At 70.8% G+C, this 17,320-nt stretch carries 11 protein-coding genes; 5 read left to right on the top strand and 6 right to left on the bottom strand.

Going from position 1 to position 17,320, the window contains the following annotated elements:
* Nucleotides 1-41: 41 nt before the first annotated feature.
* The 4 genes from KBI44_08390 to KBI44_08375 form a co-directional block, all read right to left on the bottom strand.
* Nucleotides 42-1,271, bottom strand: a complete 1,230-nt coding sequence (locus tag KBI44_08390) for a kynureninase (protein MBP9144487.1) — start codon at nt 1,269-1,271, stop codon at nt 42-44.
* Entirely contained in the window at nt 1,268-2,047 is a 780-nt protein-coding gene (locus tag KBI44_08385) for a tryptophan 2,3-dioxygenase (GenBank protein MBP9144486.1), read from the bottom strand. Before KBI44_08385 ends, KBI44_08390 begins: the two co-directional genes overlap by 4 nt.
* A gap of 70 nt (nt 2,048-2,117) precedes the next feature.
* Nucleotides 2,118-5,831, bottom strand: coding sequence for a UvrD-helicase domain-containing protein (locus KBI44_08380; GenBank protein ID MBP9144485.1), 3,714 nt, complete (start codon nt 5,829-5,831; stop codon nt 2,118-2,120).
* Nucleotides 5,828-9,229 (bottom strand): PD-(D/E)XK nuclease family protein, encoded by a 3,402-nt coding sequence (locus tag KBI44_08375; GenBank protein ID MBP9144484.1) that lies wholly within the window; start codon nt 9,227-9,229, stop codon nt 5,828-5,830. Before KBI44_08375 ends, KBI44_08380 begins: the two co-directional genes overlap by 4 nt.
* A gap of 24 nt (nt 9,230-9,253) precedes the next feature.
* On the opposite strand from KBI44_08375, the gene KBI44_08370 reads away from it, so the two are divergent.
* From KBI44_08370 to KBI44_08355, 4 genes are all read left to right on the top strand, one after another.
* Nucleotides 9,254-10,336 carry a beta-lactamase family protein gene (locus KBI44_08370; GenBank protein ID MBP9144483.1) on the top strand — a complete coding sequence of 361 codons (1,083 nt, stop codon included), beginning with the start codon at nt 9,254-9,256 and terminating at the stop codon, nt 10,334-10,336.
* Between the two features lie 155 nt (nt 10,337-10,491).
* A complete protein-coding gene (locus tag KBI44_08365) occupies nt 10,492-11,673 on the top strand; it encodes a thiolase family protein (GenBank protein ID MBP9144482.1) in 1,182 nt (393 codons plus the stop codon).
* Nucleotides 11,674-11,675: 2 nt separating this feature from the next.
* Complete coding sequence (locus KBI44_08360) at nt 11,676-12,431, top strand: SDR family oxidoreductase (GenBank protein ID MBP9144481.1); 756 nt, start codon at nt 11,676-11,678, stop codon at nt 12,429-12,431.
* Between the two features lie 27 nt (nt 12,432-12,458).
* Nucleotides 12,459-13,034 (top strand): DinB family protein, encoded by a 576-nt coding sequence (locus KBI44_08355; protein ID MBP9144480.1) that lies wholly within the window; start codon nt 12,459-12,461, stop codon nt 13,032-13,034.
* 4 nt (nt 13,035-13,038) lie between these two features.
* Here KBI44_08355 and speB read toward each other — a convergent pair whose 3' ends face one another.
* On the bottom strand, nt 13,039-13,953 hold the full coding sequence (gene speB, locus KBI44_08350) for an agmatinase (GenBank protein ID MBP9144479.1): 915 nt from the start codon (nt 13,951-13,953) through the stop codon (nt 13,039-13,041).
* 107 nt (nt 13,954-14,060) lie between these two features.
* Between speB and KBI44_08345 the strand changes: the two genes are divergently transcribed.
* Nucleotides 14,061-15,590 (top strand): hypothetical protein, encoded by a 1,530-nt coding sequence (locus KBI44_08345; GenBank protein MBP9144478.1) that lies wholly within the window; start codon nt 14,061-14,063, stop codon nt 15,588-15,590.
* Between the two features lie 98 nt (nt 15,591-15,688).
* Here KBI44_08345 and KBI44_08340 read toward each other — a convergent pair.
* The coding region (locus tag KBI44_08340) for a DUF1570 domain-containing protein (GenBank protein MBP9144477.1) at nt 15,689-17,320 on the bottom strand (1,632 nt) is incomplete at its 5' end.

Genomic DNA, 17,320 nt, shown 5'->3' with positions numbered 1-17,320 from the left:
ACAAAAGCCAGAAACAAAAGCCCAGTAAGGGAAGAAACCTCTCAGCGCCCGGGCAGGTCGCGAGCGACCTCGCCGAGGATTTCGACGGCGCGCTCGAGCTGGGCATCGCTCAAATAGGGCGCCGGCCCGAGGCGCAGCGACCGGCCGCGAGCATCGCAAAGCACCCCCTTCACCAGCAGCTTTTCTGCAAGGAGTTGCGCCGCAGGAGTGTCGAGAGCCAGAAAACCGGCGATCGACTCCAGCGGCGTCGAGCGCTCGCGCCGAAGGACGGTTTCGGGAAGATGAAGCGCATCGAAAGCGCGTGCCAGCAATCCGACCTGATGCTGCGAGACTTCGCGCAGAAAAGCCGGCGTCAGCTGCTGCTCGGCGAAGAAGTCGAACACCCGCGCCGCCCGGTAGTGACTCGTCGGGTCGTAGGTCGCGCCGGCGAGCGCGGCGGCCCCGGGCGCGTAGTCGACCCGGTCCCAGCTCTTGTCGCCGGTCTTCGTCCAGAACTCCGCGTACCAGCCGGTGACGACCGGCCGGAGGTCGAGGCCGCGGGGCAGGCGAAGGAAGGCGTTGCCCTCTCCGAGCTGCAGGTACTTGTAGCCACCTCCGGTGACCAGAGCGGACTCGAGTCCCAGGGCGGGCAGCGAGAACGGCAGGACGCCGAGTGCATGGTAGGAGTCGACCAGCAGCGGCGTCTCGCGCCGCCGGCACTCGGCCGCGAGCTCGTCCAGGTGCGGCACGATCCGAGCCGTCTCGAAGAAGACCGCCGAGGTCAAAACGGCCGCCGTGCGCTCGTCGATCGCCGCCGCGAGGCGTTCTGCCAACGTCTCGACCGGGTGCGCCGCCACATTCACCACCTCGATGCCGCAGCCCGCAAGGCGTGCGAGGTTTCTCAACCGCGCGAGCTGCCGGCGCAGGGTGTGAAACTCGCCGTCGGTCGTCACCAGGCGGGGTTTCGCGGCGAGCGGCAGCGCCGAGAGCCAGCGCACGACGAGCTCGTGGGTGCTCGCGCCAAGGGCGATCTCCCCACCGGGATCGCCGAGCAGCGCGCGGTAGCCCTCGCGGACGCGCTCGGCGCGGGCGAAGGCGAGCTCCCACTTCTCGTCGATCGACCGCGCGGCGTCGTCGAAGGCTTCGACGACCCCCTCGCGCGCGACGTCCGGCCAGGCCTGATGGGAATGTCCCGAGAGCAGCAGCCGCTCGCCGACCCGGAAGTGGCGATAGTGCGCGGCGAGGGCGTTGGGGTGGGCAGAGAGCGCCGCGAGCGCCGGTCCGCCGCTCACAGGGAGGACCGGATCGCCCAGAGGTCCGGGAAGAGCGGCTGGAAGAGGGTTGCACGCAGGTATTCGACGCCGCTCGATCCGCCGGTGCCGCTCTTCGTGCCGATCGTGCGTTCGACCATCTTCACGTGCCGGTAGCGCCACTCCTGGATCCCCTCGTCGAGATCCACGAGGCGCTCGCAGATCTGCGCCAGGTCGGGTCGCGTGCGGTAGATCTCGATGAGCTGCTCCTGGAGCGCGGGCGTTTCCGGATTGGGCAGCGAGCGGTCGCGCTCGAGGAGTGACTGCGGGACACCACAGCCGTGGCGCACGAGGAACTGGACGAAGTGATCCCAGAGGCTCGGCTCCCGGAGCAGCGCGGCGAGCCGGTCGGCGGCCGGCGTCCCTTCGTGATGCGCGATCATCCGCGCGCTGCGCCGGCCGAGCACGAACTCGAGCTCACGGAACTGCGGCGACTGGAAACCGGAGGCGGTGTCGAGCCGCGCCCGGAAGGAGAGGAAGGAGACCGGCGACATCGTCTCGAGGATGTCGATCTGCGCCACCTGCACCTTGAGGATGGTCAGGAAGCGCTTGAGGGTCGCGTAGACCCGCGGCAGGTCGTCCTGCTCGAGCGCGGTGCCCAGGTAGCCCACCTCGTGCAGGAGCTGCTTGAACCAGAGCTCGTAGACCTGGTGAATGACGATGAACAGCATCTCGTCGTGCTCGGGGCCATCGGAAAGAGGCTGTTGGGCGGCCAGAAGCTCGTCGAGATGCAGGTAGCTCGAATAGGTGACGGTCAAGGCGGACCTCGCTTTCGAGAGCAGGCTACAGGCTCGCGCCGGCGCCGGTCAACGCGCTCTGGGCACCGCCTCAGTCCAGCACGAAGATGGCGTCCACCGCGAGCAGCCAGAGCTCGAGACGTGGCGGCCGGTCGAGCCTCATCGCACTCTGCACCGCGCGGCCGTAGAGCTCGAGCTGGGGCCGGTAGCGCGCCACCTTCGAGGCGATCGCCGCGGAGCTCTCCTCGGGCGGGATTTCGTCGGTCTTGAAGTCGGCGATCACCGTTTCGCCGGTCACCGGATCGCGGTAGAGGAGATCGAGCGTGCCGACGATGCCGTCGAGCGCGCTGACTCCAGACGCTCCTGACGTCCCTGACGCTTCTGACGTTTCGATGAGAAGGGGGAGCTCGCGCGCCTGGACGGCACCACGCAGGGCCCGGAGCCGGGCCAGGAGCGCAGAGGCGACCAACCGCTCGACCGCGATCGCGAGCGTTCGCCGGTCGCCCCCGGACGCTGCGGGAAGCTCGCCCAGGAAGGCTGAATCCACCGCTCGCCGCCATTCGGCACGATCGCTTTCGGCGAGCTCCTCGAGCTCGAGCGCGCGATGCAGCGCCACGCCGAGAGCGCGACGCAGCGAGCGCGAGACGCCGCCGTCCGCGCCGGGCGAAGCGGCGTCGGCGGAGTGCGGGTCCTCGCCGGCGACCGCGAGGCCGAAAGCGCGCTCGAGACGGAGGAGGCCGGCGCGTCTGCGGGCGGCGTCGCGCATGACAGGGGTGACGGGGCCCGGCAGGAGGTCGACCCTGCTGCTCGGGGGGGCACTCCGGGCTGCGGGAGGCAACCGGGCCTCGGCGTCCGCCGCGGCGGCGCGGGGCGGGCTCGCCGCGAGCCGCCACGGGACACCCATCGCGTCGCGAATCTCGCTTTCGCCCGCGAGCTCGTGCAGAGCGGGGGGGCGGCGCTCGGCGAGCAGGTCGAGAAAGCTGTTGGCCACGGCGAGGTCGGTCGGCTTCTCGTTCTCCGCCCAGTTGGCGCAGACGACGAGACGTTCCCTGGCGCGGGTCAGCGCGACATAGAGCAGGCGCACGGCCTCGGCGTCGCGCGCTTGCCGGCGGAGGCTTTCCGCGGCGGCGTAACCCGGCGATGGGGCGCCGAAGAGCACCAACTCGCGCTGCGCCCCCACGCGCGCCTCGGGTGTCTCTGGCGCCAGGCCGGCGATGTCGGTCAGGCCGGAAGGGATCCCGGACCCGGCGGCCGGTCGACGCTTGTGTGCCTGGGCGAGATAGACCTGGTCGAATTCGAGCCCCTTGGCGGTGTGGATCGTCATGACCGCGACGGCGTCGCTGCCGGCGTCGGGCGGACGCGCATCCTCGGCGTCGCGCTCCTCCTCGACGGCTTTGCGCAGCCGAACGAGGGCGCGGTGCGGATCGCTCTCTTCGGCAAGGTCGCGCTCCAGCGTGGCGAGGAGGCGCTCGACGTTCGCGACCCCGAAGCGGCCGAGAAAGCGCGCCGCCGCGAGCGGTTCGGGCAGCAGCAGGGCGCGCAGGCGTTCGACCCAGCCCTGTGCGGGGAGGCGGCTGAAATCGCCGCGCAGCCGGGCGACGGCGCCCACCGCTTGGCGCAGCGCGAGCGGCCAGTCGCCGAGTGCGGCGAGGCCGGGAACCTCTCTCGGTGTCTCCCGGGCCGCGGTCGCAATGGCGCGCTCGACGGCGTCCAGGGACGTGCCCTGCGGGTCCTCGAGAGCGCTCATCGCCACCGCGAAGCCGGCGCGCCAGAGAGGGATCCAGGCGGCGTCGGGGACGCCGACCAGCGGACTGCGAAGAAAAGCGACCAGGGCGAGCAGGTCGGACGGATCGAGAATGGCGCGCACCGCGCAGGCGAGGTCGATGATTTCGCGGCGCCGGTAGTAGGAGCGATCCTTCTGCACGGCGTAGGGGATGCCGGCCCGCCGCAGCGCCTCGAGGTAGATCTCCAGGTCGCCGCGCGCCCGCATCAGGATGCCGAAGCTGCCCCATGTGAGAGGCCCCGCGCCCTCCGATCTGTCCGAGCCGCCCGCATTGCCCGCACCGACCGAATCATGGAGCTCGCGGATGTCGGCCGCGATCGCCGCGGCTTCGACCAGGCAGGCCTGTGCGGCGGTGGTCTTTTCGCCCTGGCGGCGCGCCGCGGTGTCCCACGACAGCCAGTGCTCGACCGGATGACGATCGCGCCGGATGAATCCCGGACTCGCGGCGAGCTTCGGGCTCGGCGTGAGCGACTCGAAGCGCGGCTGCACCCCCGGGCGGTGTTGCATGACCGGCGCTATCGCCCGTTCGACCTCCGCGAGCACGGCCGGCACCGAGCGGAAGTTGACCGACAGGCGTGCGCTCTTGCCGCCGGCCTCCTGCATGCGGGCGAGGAAGCGCTCATAGGAGGCGAGATCGGCGTTACGCCAGGCGTAGATCGACTGCTTGGGATCGCCGACCACGAAGAGCCCGGGTCGAGGACCTTCGTCGTCGCCGAGAGCCAGGGCGGCGAGGAGCTCGCACTGCCGGCGGTCGGTGTCCTGGAACTCGTCGACGAGCAGTTGCCGGATCTCCCGCCGCAGCCGGCGGCGGACCGGTCCGCTGCGCTGCACGAGCTCGGTGGCGCGGTCGAGGAGGTCTTCGAAAGAGAGCACGCCGGCGCGTTGCAAGCGGACGCGAACCGCCTCGACGAGCGGCCCGAGCGCCTGTCGGGCGAGCTCGAACTTCTGCGGATCGAGAGCGAGAATCTCGCCGAGCCGCTCTCCGACGGCGTTGGCGGAGGCGAGGTAGGCGGCACTCCCAGCGCCGAGGATGCCTGCCTCGGTCTTCCCGACCCCTTCCTTGGCGTAGCGCGCGAACAGCTTCTCCCACGGCGGGCTCGAAGACCGCGCCGCGTCGCACAGGGCCTCCAGGCCGGCGCGGTCGCGCCGGCCGCCGGAAAGAAGGCGCTCGAGGACGAGCAGGGCTTCGAGCGCGGGAGGAAGCGTCGTGACCCGGGTCGCCGTCGCGGCCAGCCGCGCGAGCTCGGGGAGGAAACGCCCGAGCGGCTCGGCGACGTTTTCGAGGATCGCGGCACAGGTCGCGTCGTCGAATCGCGCGCTCGAGAAGTCCTCCTTGCGCGCGCCGGAGCCCAGCAGTTTCACGAGGCCGGCGTGAAGTGCTGCAGGATCCACGCCCTCCGCGATCAGTGCTGCGATCTGCGGTTGCCGCGTCCGCAGACGCTCGAGGAGAACCTCGGTTGCCGCCTGTGAGACCTGCGTGCCGTCGGCGTCGACCGAAAGGACGGGGTGGAGGCCGGCCTCGAACGGATGATCGGCGAGCAGACGATGGCAGAAACTGTGAATCGTCTGCAGGCGCAGCCGGGAGAGCACGCTGGCGAGTCGTTGCGCGCGCTCGACGAGGTCGACCTCCGCGAGGAGCGGCGGGAGTGGGGCAAGGTCTTTTGCCGGAGTGCCGCTCGACAGATCGCCGAGCAGCTCGCCGAGGCGGCGCGACATCTCGGCCGCGGCGGCGTCGGTGAAGGTGATGGCGACCGTACCCTCGGCGACGCGCGCGGCGATCTCCTCCGGCTCTGCGGACACGTTCGCCGAAACCCCGGAGGACCGGCGCCGCTCTTCGAGCTCCACAGCGGCAGCCGCCCAACCTGGGCCCAAGAGCCAGGTCGCCAGGCGGGCCACCAGCGAGCGCGTCTTGCCGGTGCCGGCGCCGGCTTCGAGCGCCACCGGAACGACGAACTCGCTGACCGCGAGATCGCGAGCGGCCTGATCGGCGAGCGGCGAGACGGCAGTCGAACCGGGGCTCACGCACCCTCCGCGTCGGAGTCGCGGGACGGGGACTCGCGCAGCTGAAAGAGCCGCCAGGCAACCTGCTCGGCCGGTTCGGGCGCGTCCGCAGGCTCCGGCATCAGCGCTGGCGGCCTGCTTCGCCTTGCACGCACCCAGCGTTCGAGCCGCAGACGCGCGCCGCTGTCGCCCTGGAGGCAGGCGACGCGCACGTCGCAGTAGGCGCAGCCTTCGTAGGGACTCTGCAGATCTGCGGCGAGCAGGCGCGGCAGGAAGGCGCCGCTCTCCCAGGCGGCGAAGAGCGTCTGCCAGAGTTGGCGATCGGCGACGTCGGCGGCCGAGCCCTCGGCCGGAGCGCTGAAGCGAGCCTCGCGCCGGTCGTCCTCGAGGTCGCTTTTCAGGAAGAGGAGTCGCCCCTCGGCCGGCTGCGTCACCTGGGCCCGGGCATAGGCCGGCAGCTGCAGCCACCTGCCCTGCGCCAGGCTTTTCGCGAGATGGCCCTGACGCGTCGACGCCTTGACCGCCTCCGAGACGACGCTGTTGCCGGTCTTGTAGTCGGTCAGCAGCAGTCCCGCCGCCGCGCGCTCGACTCGGTCGGCGCGGAAGCCGACCGTGCGCGGGCCGGCCGGCAGAACGAACCGGGCGGTACCGTCGACCTCGATGCCGAGCAGATGCCGGCGGCCCGTGGGCCAGTCGAGCCGGCGGACGACCTCGAGGGTCTCGGCCGCGGCGAGCTCGATCGGCAGGGCGAAGAGATCGGGGTCGAAGCCTTCAGCGGTGAGAGTCACGCGCGTTGCCCGGGCGATTGCCCCTGCGAGCTGGGTCTCTTCCGGCCAGACCACCTCGGCGCCGTCCGACCCTTCGGCGCCGGCGAGCGTCCGCACCGCGCAGAGGGCGGGCGACGCCATCTCCTCGAGAACCGCGTGCACGACCGTTCCGACGAGGAAGCTCGGGAGCTCCGGAATCTCGTCTTCGCTGGCCGGCAGGTTTCCCAACCGCAACAACTTGCCGAGGAACGCCCGCCAGCCACAGCCGGCGAGCTCCTGGAGCGTGGTGACGGCGGGCGAAGGCGACCGTGGATCGGCGGGCGCGGATCCAGGGCGGCCGCCGGGGGGCGAGGCGCCGGCGAAACCGAAGAAGGGTCCGAGGCTCTCGAGCCGCGGGTCGAGCGGATCCGCGGCGAGCTCGGCGAGGAGCGCGACATGGCTCGCGGCCCAGCCCTGCGCCACCGCAGCTGGCGCGGAGTCGCGGGTGGGCGCGGCGGCGGGATCCGAACCGCGATCGGCCGGGAAGCGGGTCTCGCCCTCTTCGAAAGCGAGTGCCAGGGCCGGCGCGAGGGCCGCGCGCTCGCCCGCAAGGGCGGTGCGGCAGGCGAGATCGAGCGCCGACAGCCGCTCGGGTTCGGGGGCGGCGACGGCAGCGGCGATCCTTCCCGTTCGGCGGAGCTCGTCGAGGAACGAGGAGGGAGAAACCGGTTTGCCGTCCTCGTCGGCGCTCGCCGCGAGGAGGTCGATCGCGGGCGCCGCGCCGAGGAGCTGCGCGAAGAGGAAGCGCTCTTCGTCGTGGCCTTCGCTCTTGACCGGCAGGTCGGGCAGCAGGTCGCGCAGCCGCGCGCGCAGGCTGTCGGGGAGGAACGGATCGGGGCGCACGGCGCGCGGGAAGCGGTCGCGTGTCAGACCGGCGAGGACGATGCGGCGAAAGGTGCGGCCGCGCGCCTCGGTCACCGAGAGCAGCGCCACACCGCCACCCGCGCCGCCGAGCGCCGCCGAGCCGAGCGCGCTCCAGGCGTCGCGCAACAGCAGTGCGGCCTCCGCCGCGGTGATCTCGAACCCCGGCCCGGCTGTCGTGCCTGCCTCGGCCAGCGCGGCGAGCGGTGCGAGAAGCGTCTGCTGGTCCTCCTCGTCGTCGATCAGCACCCGGACGAGATCGGCGACTCCCGCCATCGCGGCGGCGAGCGACTGGTGGCGGTTCTGTCTCTCGAGGCGAGCGAGGAGCGCGGCCGCCTGACGCTGCGCCCGGCGCAGCGCCTCGCGCGCCAGCTTGCGCTGCGGTACGGCCAGCGTGCCGGCGACCGGAAGCGCGCGGTGGGTCGCGCTCGTCGCGCTGGTCTCGTTCGACTCGTTCGACTCGTTCGAAATGCCGTCGGCGGGCGAGGCCGCGCGGGCGACGAAGCGGTCGCGGATCGGCAGTTGCACCGCGTCCTGGGCGACTTCGAGACCGGCGAGCGCCGCGAGCCGTCGGGCACCGAGGGTGAGTGCGCCGAGTCGGAGCTCCCAGGGGCGTGCCCCCGAGCCGCGCGCCAGGAACTCACCGGCGACGGCGAAGGCCAGGCCGAGCGTGGCGTCACCCTGGCGTTCGAAGAGCTCGAGGAGGCCGCGAGCCCGGCGGGCGAGCGCCGAGGGCGGCCCGTCGGAGCCCGACGCGGGGAGCCCCTGGCGGTCGATCTCACGCGCCAGCAGGGCGCGATAGGGGGCGGGATCGCGGGTCACGAAGGCGAGCTCCTCCGGGCGATCTCCGCCGGCGATCTGAGCGGCGAGCCGTCCGACCGCGGCGCGCGTCTCGCGGGCGGGATCCGCGGCGCCGTAGAGCGCCAGTTGGGCAGGTTCCGGCGCGAGCTCGAGATGTTCGAGGGCGGCGATCCCGGCCAGCCGTTCGGTGAGCCGCCGACCGAACTTGAAGGACGCCGGACTCACGCCGTCGAGTCCGCGGGGCTCGAGGAGGAGGACGATCGTCGGACCCTGGCGCACGAGCTCGCTCAGCAGGTCGGTTGCGACACCTGTGGCGTCGGCGAAGCCGTGAATGAAGAGGCTGGCCTCCGGCAGGACGCGGTCGCGGTCGGCGATCAGCAGCGCTTCGGACTGGGCGTAAAGATCGGCGTCGACGGCGAGTCCGAGCGCCGCGAGCTCGACGCGGCTGGCGGCGGCGATCCGACAGAGTGCCGCGGCGCGGTCGAGAGCGTCGCCGCCGAGCTGGGAGCGCTCCTCTTCGAGGCGCTCGAGGGCCGCTTCGAGGTGCTCCTCGCCGAAGCCGGCATCCAGCAGGTCGCGGACCGCCCCCTGCGCGCCGGCGAAGCCGTCGACCAGCGTCTCGAGATGCTTCGCCAGGGCGCGCTCGCGCCGGGCCAGACGCTCGACGACGACCGGCAGGAGGGCGTCGCCGGACCGGTGCTCGCGGCCGCCACGCTCGAGAAGAGTGCGCGCCAGCCCGCGCAGGGTGACGACTTCGAGCCCGAGCCAGGCGGGCCGGACGCCGGCGAGACGGGCGAGAAGGGCGATGCGCAGGCTGTGCGACGGGACGACGACGATCTTCCTGCCGATGGGGTCGAGATCGGTCTGCCGGCCAAGCTCCGCGATCAACGCGCGCTCGGCGGCGAGGGAGTCGGGAGCGACGAGAATGCGCGAGCCGGTGCGCTGGGACACGGTTCAGGGCAAGATACGGTTTCGATGCCCAACGGTCAACCGCAAACCGAGCCGCTCGCCGAGTATCTGGACGGCCTCGCCCGTCTCGGCGGCGCGGTGAGCGCGGTCGAAGTGACGGTGGCCGACCCGAGGCAGGTCCGCTGGCGCCACGCGGCCGGCTACCGGGTCGGCGGGGAGCCCCTGCAACCGGGCGCCCGCTTCGACGCCGCGTCGCTCACGAAGCCGTGGATGGCGACCCTGGCGCTCGCCCTGGCGGCGAAAGGGGAGCTCGAGCTCGACACCGCTCTGCGGGAGGCGTTTCCCGCAAACGGCGCCTGGATCGGCACCGCGACGCTCGAGGACCTCCTGCGTCACCGGTCGGGGATCGCCGCCTGGACGCCCCTGGCAGCACGCCTGGGCAAGCGTCTCTCCGACGCCCGAGAGCTCGCCGGCTTTCTATTGTCTGAAAGCCTGTGGCCAAAGACCGGCAGCGAAGGCCGCGAGCTCGCGACCTACAGCGACCTCGGCTTCGTCCTCTGGGGCCTGGCGGCCGAGAGGGCCACAGGCAAGAGCCTTGCCGATCTGGTCGATCTACACGTGGCCGCGCCGCTCGGCCTCGCGCCGCTCGGCGCGCTGGCCGGGAATCCGCCCCCGGAACAGATCGTCGAATGCCGGCTCGACAATTGGAGAGAGGTCGAGCTTGCTGCCGGCCAGGATTTGAAGCTCTCGCGCCAGGCGCCGTTTCTGCGCGGCGTGCCGCAGGACGGCAACGCGCGGGCCCTGGCCCGGCTCGCCGGTCATGCCGGGCTCTTCGTGACCGCCGAGGAGATGCTCGCCCTGGGGCGGGAGTGGCTCCACCCCGGGCGGGTCCTCGCACCCGAGGCGGTGGCGCGAGCGCTCGCTGGAGGGGGCCCCTACGCCCTCGGCTGGGCGCGGCAGAGCCACGACGGCTCGAGTGGCCCGGTGTTCTCGTCGGGCTCGTTCGGCCACACCGGCTTCACCGGCGGCAGCCTCTGGATCGATCCGGAGCGGCAGCGCATCGTGCTCGTCCTCGCGCATCGCCTCTCTTCGCAACTGGACATGAACCCGATCCGACGGGAGATCCACCGCCTGGCGGCGGAGATCTGAGGGGGGTAAGGGGGACACAAAGCGGGGGCTCGGACGCTCGAGGACTCGCGTGGCAGCTGCGCCCCCGCATTGTGTCCCCGAATGGCGTTCTTGATAGCCTTTGTCTGCGGTCGCAGATCGCTGACGAAGACGACACCCATCCAGGAGCTATCCGAATGAACATACAGGACTTGGTACTGATCGACGGCGTCCGGACTCCGATGGCGGAGTTCAACGGACCGTTCGCCGATCTCTCGGCCGTGGAGCTCGGTGCGCGGGCGGCGAAGGCTCTCCTCGAGCGCACCGGCCTCGACCCGGCGGCGATCGACCACACGGTCGTCGGCAACGCCCTGCAGACCTCGGCCGATGCCATCTACGGCGCGCGCCATGTGGCCCTCAAGGCGGGCGTACCGAAAGAGGTTCCGGCGCTGACCGTGAACCGGCTCTGCGGCTCGGGAATCCAGGCGATCGTCTCGGGCTCGCACATGATCCTCGCCGGCGAAGCCCGGACCTGCCTGGTCGGCGGCATGGAGAACATGTCGCAGGCGCCCTACGTGGTGCGGGGCGCGCGCAAGGGGCTGCGGCTGGGCAACGGCAAGCTCGAGGATCTCCTCTGGGAGTCGCTGATGGACCCGTTCTGCGGCTTCTACATGGCGCAGACCTCGAACAACCTGGCGCGGGACTACAAGATCTCGCGCGAAGAGCAGGACGCCTTCGCGGTCTCGAGCCAGGAGAAGGCAGTCGCCGCGATGGCGGCAGGCAGGCTCGCCGAGGAGATCGTGGCGGTCACGGTCGGCGAGGGCAAGCGCGCGGTGACGGTCACCCAGGACGAGCATCCGCGGCCGGGGACCACGATCGAGGCTCTTGCGAAGCTCCCGACCGCTTTCGACAAGGACGGTTTCGTCACCGGCGGCAACGCCTCGGGGATCGTCGACGGCGCCGCGATGCTGCTGCTCTCGACGAAGGAGCGCGCCGCCGAGCTCGGCCAGAAGCCGCTCGGGCGGATCCTCTCGTGGGCGACGGTCGGCGTCGAGCCTTCGCGCATGGGCATCGGCCCGGCGCCGGCGATCCACGCCGCGCTCGCCAAGGCCGGCATGAAGCTCGCCGACCTCGACCTGATCGAGATCAACGAGGCGTTCGCCGGCCAGATCCTGGCCTGCGTCAAGGAGCTCGAGCTCGACGTCGCGAAGTTGAACGTCAACGGCGGCGCCATCGCCCTCGGCCACCCGCTCGGGGCGACCGGGGCACGCATCACCCTCACCCTGATGAAGGAACTGCAGCGTCGCGGCGGCGGCCGGGGCGTCGCCTCGGCCTGCATCGGCGGCGGGCAGGGCATCGCCCTGATCGTGGAGGTCTGACGATGATCGATCTTTCCGGAATGCACGTCCTGGTGACCGGTGGCAGCCGCGGCATCGGTGCGGCGACGGCGCGGCTCTTCGCCCGTGCCGGCGCGGCGGTCCTCGTCCAGTATCGCGAGCGCGAGGCCGAAGCCGAGGCGCTGGTCGACGAGCTCTACTCGATCTCCGACCAGGACCACCGCCGTTTCCCCTGCGACTTCCTGCAGCCGGCCGAGATCGTCGAGCTCTTCCAGTTCGTCGGTTCCGAGTGGGGGAGGCTCGACTGCCTGGTGAACAACGCCGGCGTCTGGCAGCACAATCCGATGTCGCAGTTCAGCGAGGATCGCTACATCGAGACGATGCGGATCAACGTCAGCGGCGCCTTCTACTGTCTGCGTGAGGCGCTGCCGTTCCTGCGCCTGTCGAAGCAGGCGAGCGTCATCAACATCACCTCGACCGCCGGCCAGCGCGGCGAGGCGTTCTACAGTCCGTATGCGGCGTCGAAGGGTGCCATGATCTCGGCGACCAAGGCCTGGGCGGTGGAGCTCGCCCCCGAGATCCGGGTCAACTCGGTGGCGCCCGGCTGGGTCGACACCGAGATGTCGGGCGAGGCGCTGGGGAGCGAGCTGCGCGGCGAGATCGAGGCCGGCATTCCGCTCGGCCGGGTGGCCTCCGCCGACGATGTCGCCGGTCCGATCCTCTTCCTCGCCTCGCCGCTCGCCCGTCACCTGACGGGCGAGATCGTGAACGTCAACGGCGGCAGCGTTCTGCCCGGCTGAGCCCGCAGCGGCGCTGTTTTTCGGCGGATGAACCTCCCTCCCGATCACCAGGCGCTCACCGACGAGCTGACGCGGCTCTCCGGAGCGTTTGCGGAGCTCGTCCTGCCGCTCTCGGCGGTGCAGTTTCACTGGCAGCCGGCGCCCGGCAAGGTCTGGAGCGTCGGCCAGTGCGTCGAGCACCTGCGGCGAACCAACGAGGTCTACCTTGCGGCGCTCACGGCGGCGGCGCAGAAGGGCGGGTCGCAGGGGCCTGCCCGCCGCGACGCGTTGCGGCCGAACCGGCTCGGGCGTTGGTTCGTCGGCATGATCGAGCCGCCGCCGCGATTCCGTGTGCCCGTGCCGCTGCCGGCCATGGTCCCGCCGTCGCAAGGCGATCCGGGGACCATCTGGACAGGGTTCCTGGGAACTCAGGCCGGGATCGTCGAGCTGCTCCATGCGAGCGTGGGCCTCGACCTTTGCGGGATCCGGTTCCTCAACCCGGTGGCGAAGAATCTGCCGCTGTTCAATCTGGCCGCCGGATTCCTGATCCTCGCCGCCCATGAGCGGCGGCACCTGGCGCAGGCGCGCCGGGTGCGCGAGCTCGCCGGCTTTCCGGCGAGCTAGGAATTCAGCGCCGGCGGTTCTTGGTGGGCTCTCCGGCCGCCAGGGCGCAGTACTTGTAGCCGATACACTTGTAGGCGAGCTTCGCGGCGACGAAGTCGGAAGAGGGGTGGCTGCCGATCGGCGCCAGCTCGACGATGTCCATCGCCACGACATCCTTGGCCGCGAAGAGCTTGCGCAGCAGGCGCAGGGTCGGGTACCAGCTGCCGCCGCCGGGCTCCGGCGTGCCGGTGGCCGGGACGATCGCAGGGTCGAAGTAGTCGATGTCGAAGGTGAGGTAGATCTTCTTCGGCAGGCGCGCGAGGAGCGTGTCGAAACGCTTCTCGAGCGCCGCCGCCGGTTCGAGCTCGCGGCCCCAGAGAACCGGAATCTTGTGGCGCTCGATGAGCTCGGCCTCGGGCGCCGACAGCGAACGGATGCCGATCGGGAGCGAGGGGATGCCCTCGTCGAAGACCCGCCGCATGACGCTGGCGTGGGAGTAGGGCGTGCCCTCGAACTCCTCGCGCAGGTCGGCGTGGGCATCGAACTGGACGATTCCGATCTCGCCGAAAACCCGGTGCGCGGCCCGCACCGGGGCGATCGTCAGGCTGTGCTCGCCGCCCAGGGTGACGAGGAACTTGCCCGCCTCCATCCACCGCTGGCACTCGGCGTCGAGCTCGGCCATCGCCTCTTCCATGTCGAACGCCTCGGGGTGGAACGGTGGCGCGGTGGCGATGCCGATCTCGCACGGCTCGCAACCGAGCTCGTCGTCGTAGAGCTCCATCGACTGCGAGGCCCGCAGCAGCCCAGCCGGACCGTTCCCGGTCCCCTTGCCATAGGAGGTGGTGCGTTCGAACGGCACCGGCAGGACAACTACCGGACTTTTCTTGATGTCGGAGAGATCCGGGGGCAAAAGACCGAAGTTCGTCGGCAAAGAGGGCATCCGCACTTTTTAGCAGCGCCGTGAGACGCAGTCAATCCGTGGACTGTGCGATGGTGCCTTGACAGGCGCCTGCAGCTCGGAAATCGTTCCTGCGGGGGAACTCCAAGATGAGCTCTGCGCGCAGCTGTGTCCTCTCCGCCATTCTCGTTGTCTCGGTCTGTGCCGACTTCGGGGTCGCCGCGGGCGCCTACGCTTTGGCGAGCGCCGGCGCCGGCTTCGACACCGCCGAGGTCATCGCCGGTGCGCGGGCGCTGCCGATCGGCGGCACGCTGCGGGTCGGCATGGTTCCGCTCGATGTCGACGGCAAGAGTCGCCGGGAGACGTTTCGCCTCGAGCGCTTCGAGGTGTTCGCGCGCGACGCGCGGATCGTCCTTCACACCGCGGCCGGGGAGAGCCTCTTGCCGGTACCTGCCAACATCTATCTTCGCGGCGGGATCGAAGGCGACCCGCAATCGCGGGTGATGGTGTCGGTGCTCGAATCGGGCGAGGTTCGGGGTCTGGCGACCTCGACCGGCCGCACCTGGCTGCTGGGGTCGGCTACGCCCGGCGGCCTCCTGCAAGCGCGTGAGGTCGAGGCCGCCCTCGAGCTCGAAGAGCCGGGTGGGGGCTTCCGCTGCGAGCTCGACGAGCTCGGTCCCGCCGCTTTTCGTGCCGGCGAGGACACCGAACTTTCGGATCTCGCGTCGATCCTCGACTCGCCGCCGCCTCCACCGGTCGCCTCCGCCACTGCGGGGGCCTTCGATCACACGGCGGTGATCGCCATCGAGACCGACAACGAGTTTCTCTCCTTGGCGCCTTTCGCGGGCAACCCAGCCCTCGCGGTGGACTACATTGCCGATCTGATCGCTTACTCTTCGACCATCTACGTCGCCGAGGTTCAGACCGCCTGGTCACTCGGCTACATCAGTCTCTGGGGCCCTCTCGTGGCCGATCCCTGGCTGCAGACCAGCCCCTCGTGCGGCCTGATCGACTTCGGCCGCTACTGGAACAACAATCACGCCGGAGTCCCGCGCACGGTGACCCACTTCCTGAGTGGCAAGTCGACGAACTCCGGAATCGCGTGGATCGGCGTTTTGTGCAGCGGCGGTTTCTCGATCAATGCGGCCTCGGTCGCGACCGGTTGTTCGCCGGCCCTCACCGGCACGAGCAACTGGGGAGGGGGCTACGGCTACACCTCCGGCATCGATGGCAACTTCGACATCGGCAGCCCCTCGGTGGTCTGGGACATTCAGGCCTTCACGCACGAGATCGGGCACAACTTCAACTCCGGGCACACCCACTGCTATCAGAACATCGGCGGCAACGCCGCGGCGGTGGACAACTGCTACGCCGGTCAGTGCGGCACGACAGGCTGCTATTGCGGCGCGACCTCACTGCCCGGCGCGGCCGGGACAGGGTCCGGCACGATCATGAGCTACTGCCACCTGCTCGGCGGCGGCAACGTCACTCTGACGCTCGGCCTCGGGCATCCGTTCGGCGTCATGCCGGAACGCGTTCCCAATCGCATGCGCGCGCACGTCGTGAGCGTCGCAGGAGGCAACCCCGCCTGCCTCGCCCCGGACGATCCCCTGAACGTCCTCTTCGCGAACGGCTTCTTCTCGGGCAACACCAGCGCCTGGTCGGCCACGGCGCCGTAGCGCGCCGCGCGCGTTCGGCCCGTTCGGCCGATACCCGCAGGATCGACCCGCCGGGTCGATCCTGAAAAGTGCTCCGATGGGGTTGAGAGGTTCGGTGCTCAGTGCCCCCAGCGGAGGCCGGCCAGGGGGCCGTAGTGCAGGTCTTCGAGGACAGCGGGAGTGAACGGATTCTCGCCCCTTCCCAGCGCCGTGAGCCAGCTCTCGCGCAGGGCCCGCTCCTCGGGCTTGAAGGAGCCCGCCGGCGCGGCGAGCGCGGCGCGCAGGTCCGCCGCGGCGCCGGCCAAGTCTCCGGTCACGCCGCGCGCGACCGCGCGGCTGTCGAGGATCGCGCCGCGTCCGGGCGTGAGCTCGAGTCCCTTGTCGCAGACCGGGAGAAAGGTGCGGGCGTAGCCCACCAGGGTGCCGTGCCAGCAGAGATCGTTCAGATAGAACGGCGACTCCGAGCGCACCGCGTCGGCAGCGAGCCGACCGAGCCAGTGTTCGGCCGCTGCGCTGGACCCGATGAGCTCGAGGATCCGGATCTCACGCAAATCGAGGTAGGCGTCGTCCGGCAGCAGGCGGCGGGCGACACGCAGGGTCGCCAGAGCGCGCTTCGGATCGCCGCCCTGGCGCAGCTCGACCTCGGCGAGCCGGCTCTGGGCGGCCGCGAAGCCGGGATCGAGCTCGACGGCACGCCGCAGACTCTTCTCGGCGCCGGCGAGTCCCGCGGCGGAGCGGTCGCGGTCCATCTCGAGGAGCGCCAGGGCGTAGCCTGCGATGGCCATCTGCGGGTCGTCCGGGGAGGCCGTCATGGCGCGAGCGAAGGCGGCCTCGGCGTCGGGGTGGCGACTCTCCCGGAGGGCGAAGAGACCGGTGGCGAGCTCCGTCGCGCCGGCCCCGGGAGCCTCCCTCTTCGCGACCACCGCCCAGGGAGCCATGTCGGCCGTGACTTCGGTCGCGAACTGGGCGACGACAATGCGCGCCGCAGCCTCGCCGTCGCCTACCTCGCGCACCACGATCTCCGGCGGAGGAACCGATGCCGGCGCCATCCTGCCGAGTGGAAAGAGCACGCCGGCGCGATAGCGCTTGAGCCCTTCGTCGAGCTTCGCGAGGTCGCCGAACGCCTCCCTTGCCGCCGCGAGCGACTCCTTGCCACTGCGAACGAGCTGAATGTAGCGCGAGAGTTGCTCGCTCCGGGCTGCCTCCTCTCCCAGAACGAGGTAGTGCACGAGCGCCCACGATTGCGCGTAGAGCGCGCCTCTGCGGGTGGGGTCGCGATACTCGGGGGAGGAGCGATCGAGCGCCAGGAGGCGCTCGAGATCGAGCGCGCCGTAGTGCTTCATGCGCGAGGGCACGAGGCGCCCGATTTCGATGGCCTTGTCGGTGAACTGCGTCGCGCCCCAGAAATCGGCGAGCCCCTCCTCCAGCCAGACGGGAAGATCGAGGTCGAGCCGGTGCGAGAGGTAGTGAAAGTACTCGTGGAAGACGATCTGCAGGTCCCATTGCGTCCCGAAGCCCGACTGCAGCTGGATGAACTGCCCCGTGGGCCGATCGACGAAGCGCCCGCCGACGGCCCCCGGGCCGAGCTCCTTGACGAGTGAGGGCATGAGGATCTTCATCGTCCCGTCGTCGCGCGCCGCATAGATCCACAGCGGCGGACCGCCATCGGCGACCGCCCCGGGAAGCCGCAGCGCGAAGAACGCCCGGATGCGCTCGAACTCCTGCGCGATCTCGCGCGCCTTCTTCTCCCC

The sequence above is a fragment of the Thermoanaerobaculia bacterium genome (assembly GCA_018057705.1).
GTDB lineage: Bacteria > Acidobacteriota > Thermoanaerobaculia > Multivoradales > JAGPDF01 > JAGPDF01.
The sequence above is the reverse complement of the archived record's forward strand: the minus strand, read 5'-3'. Positions and strand labels throughout refer to the sequence as shown.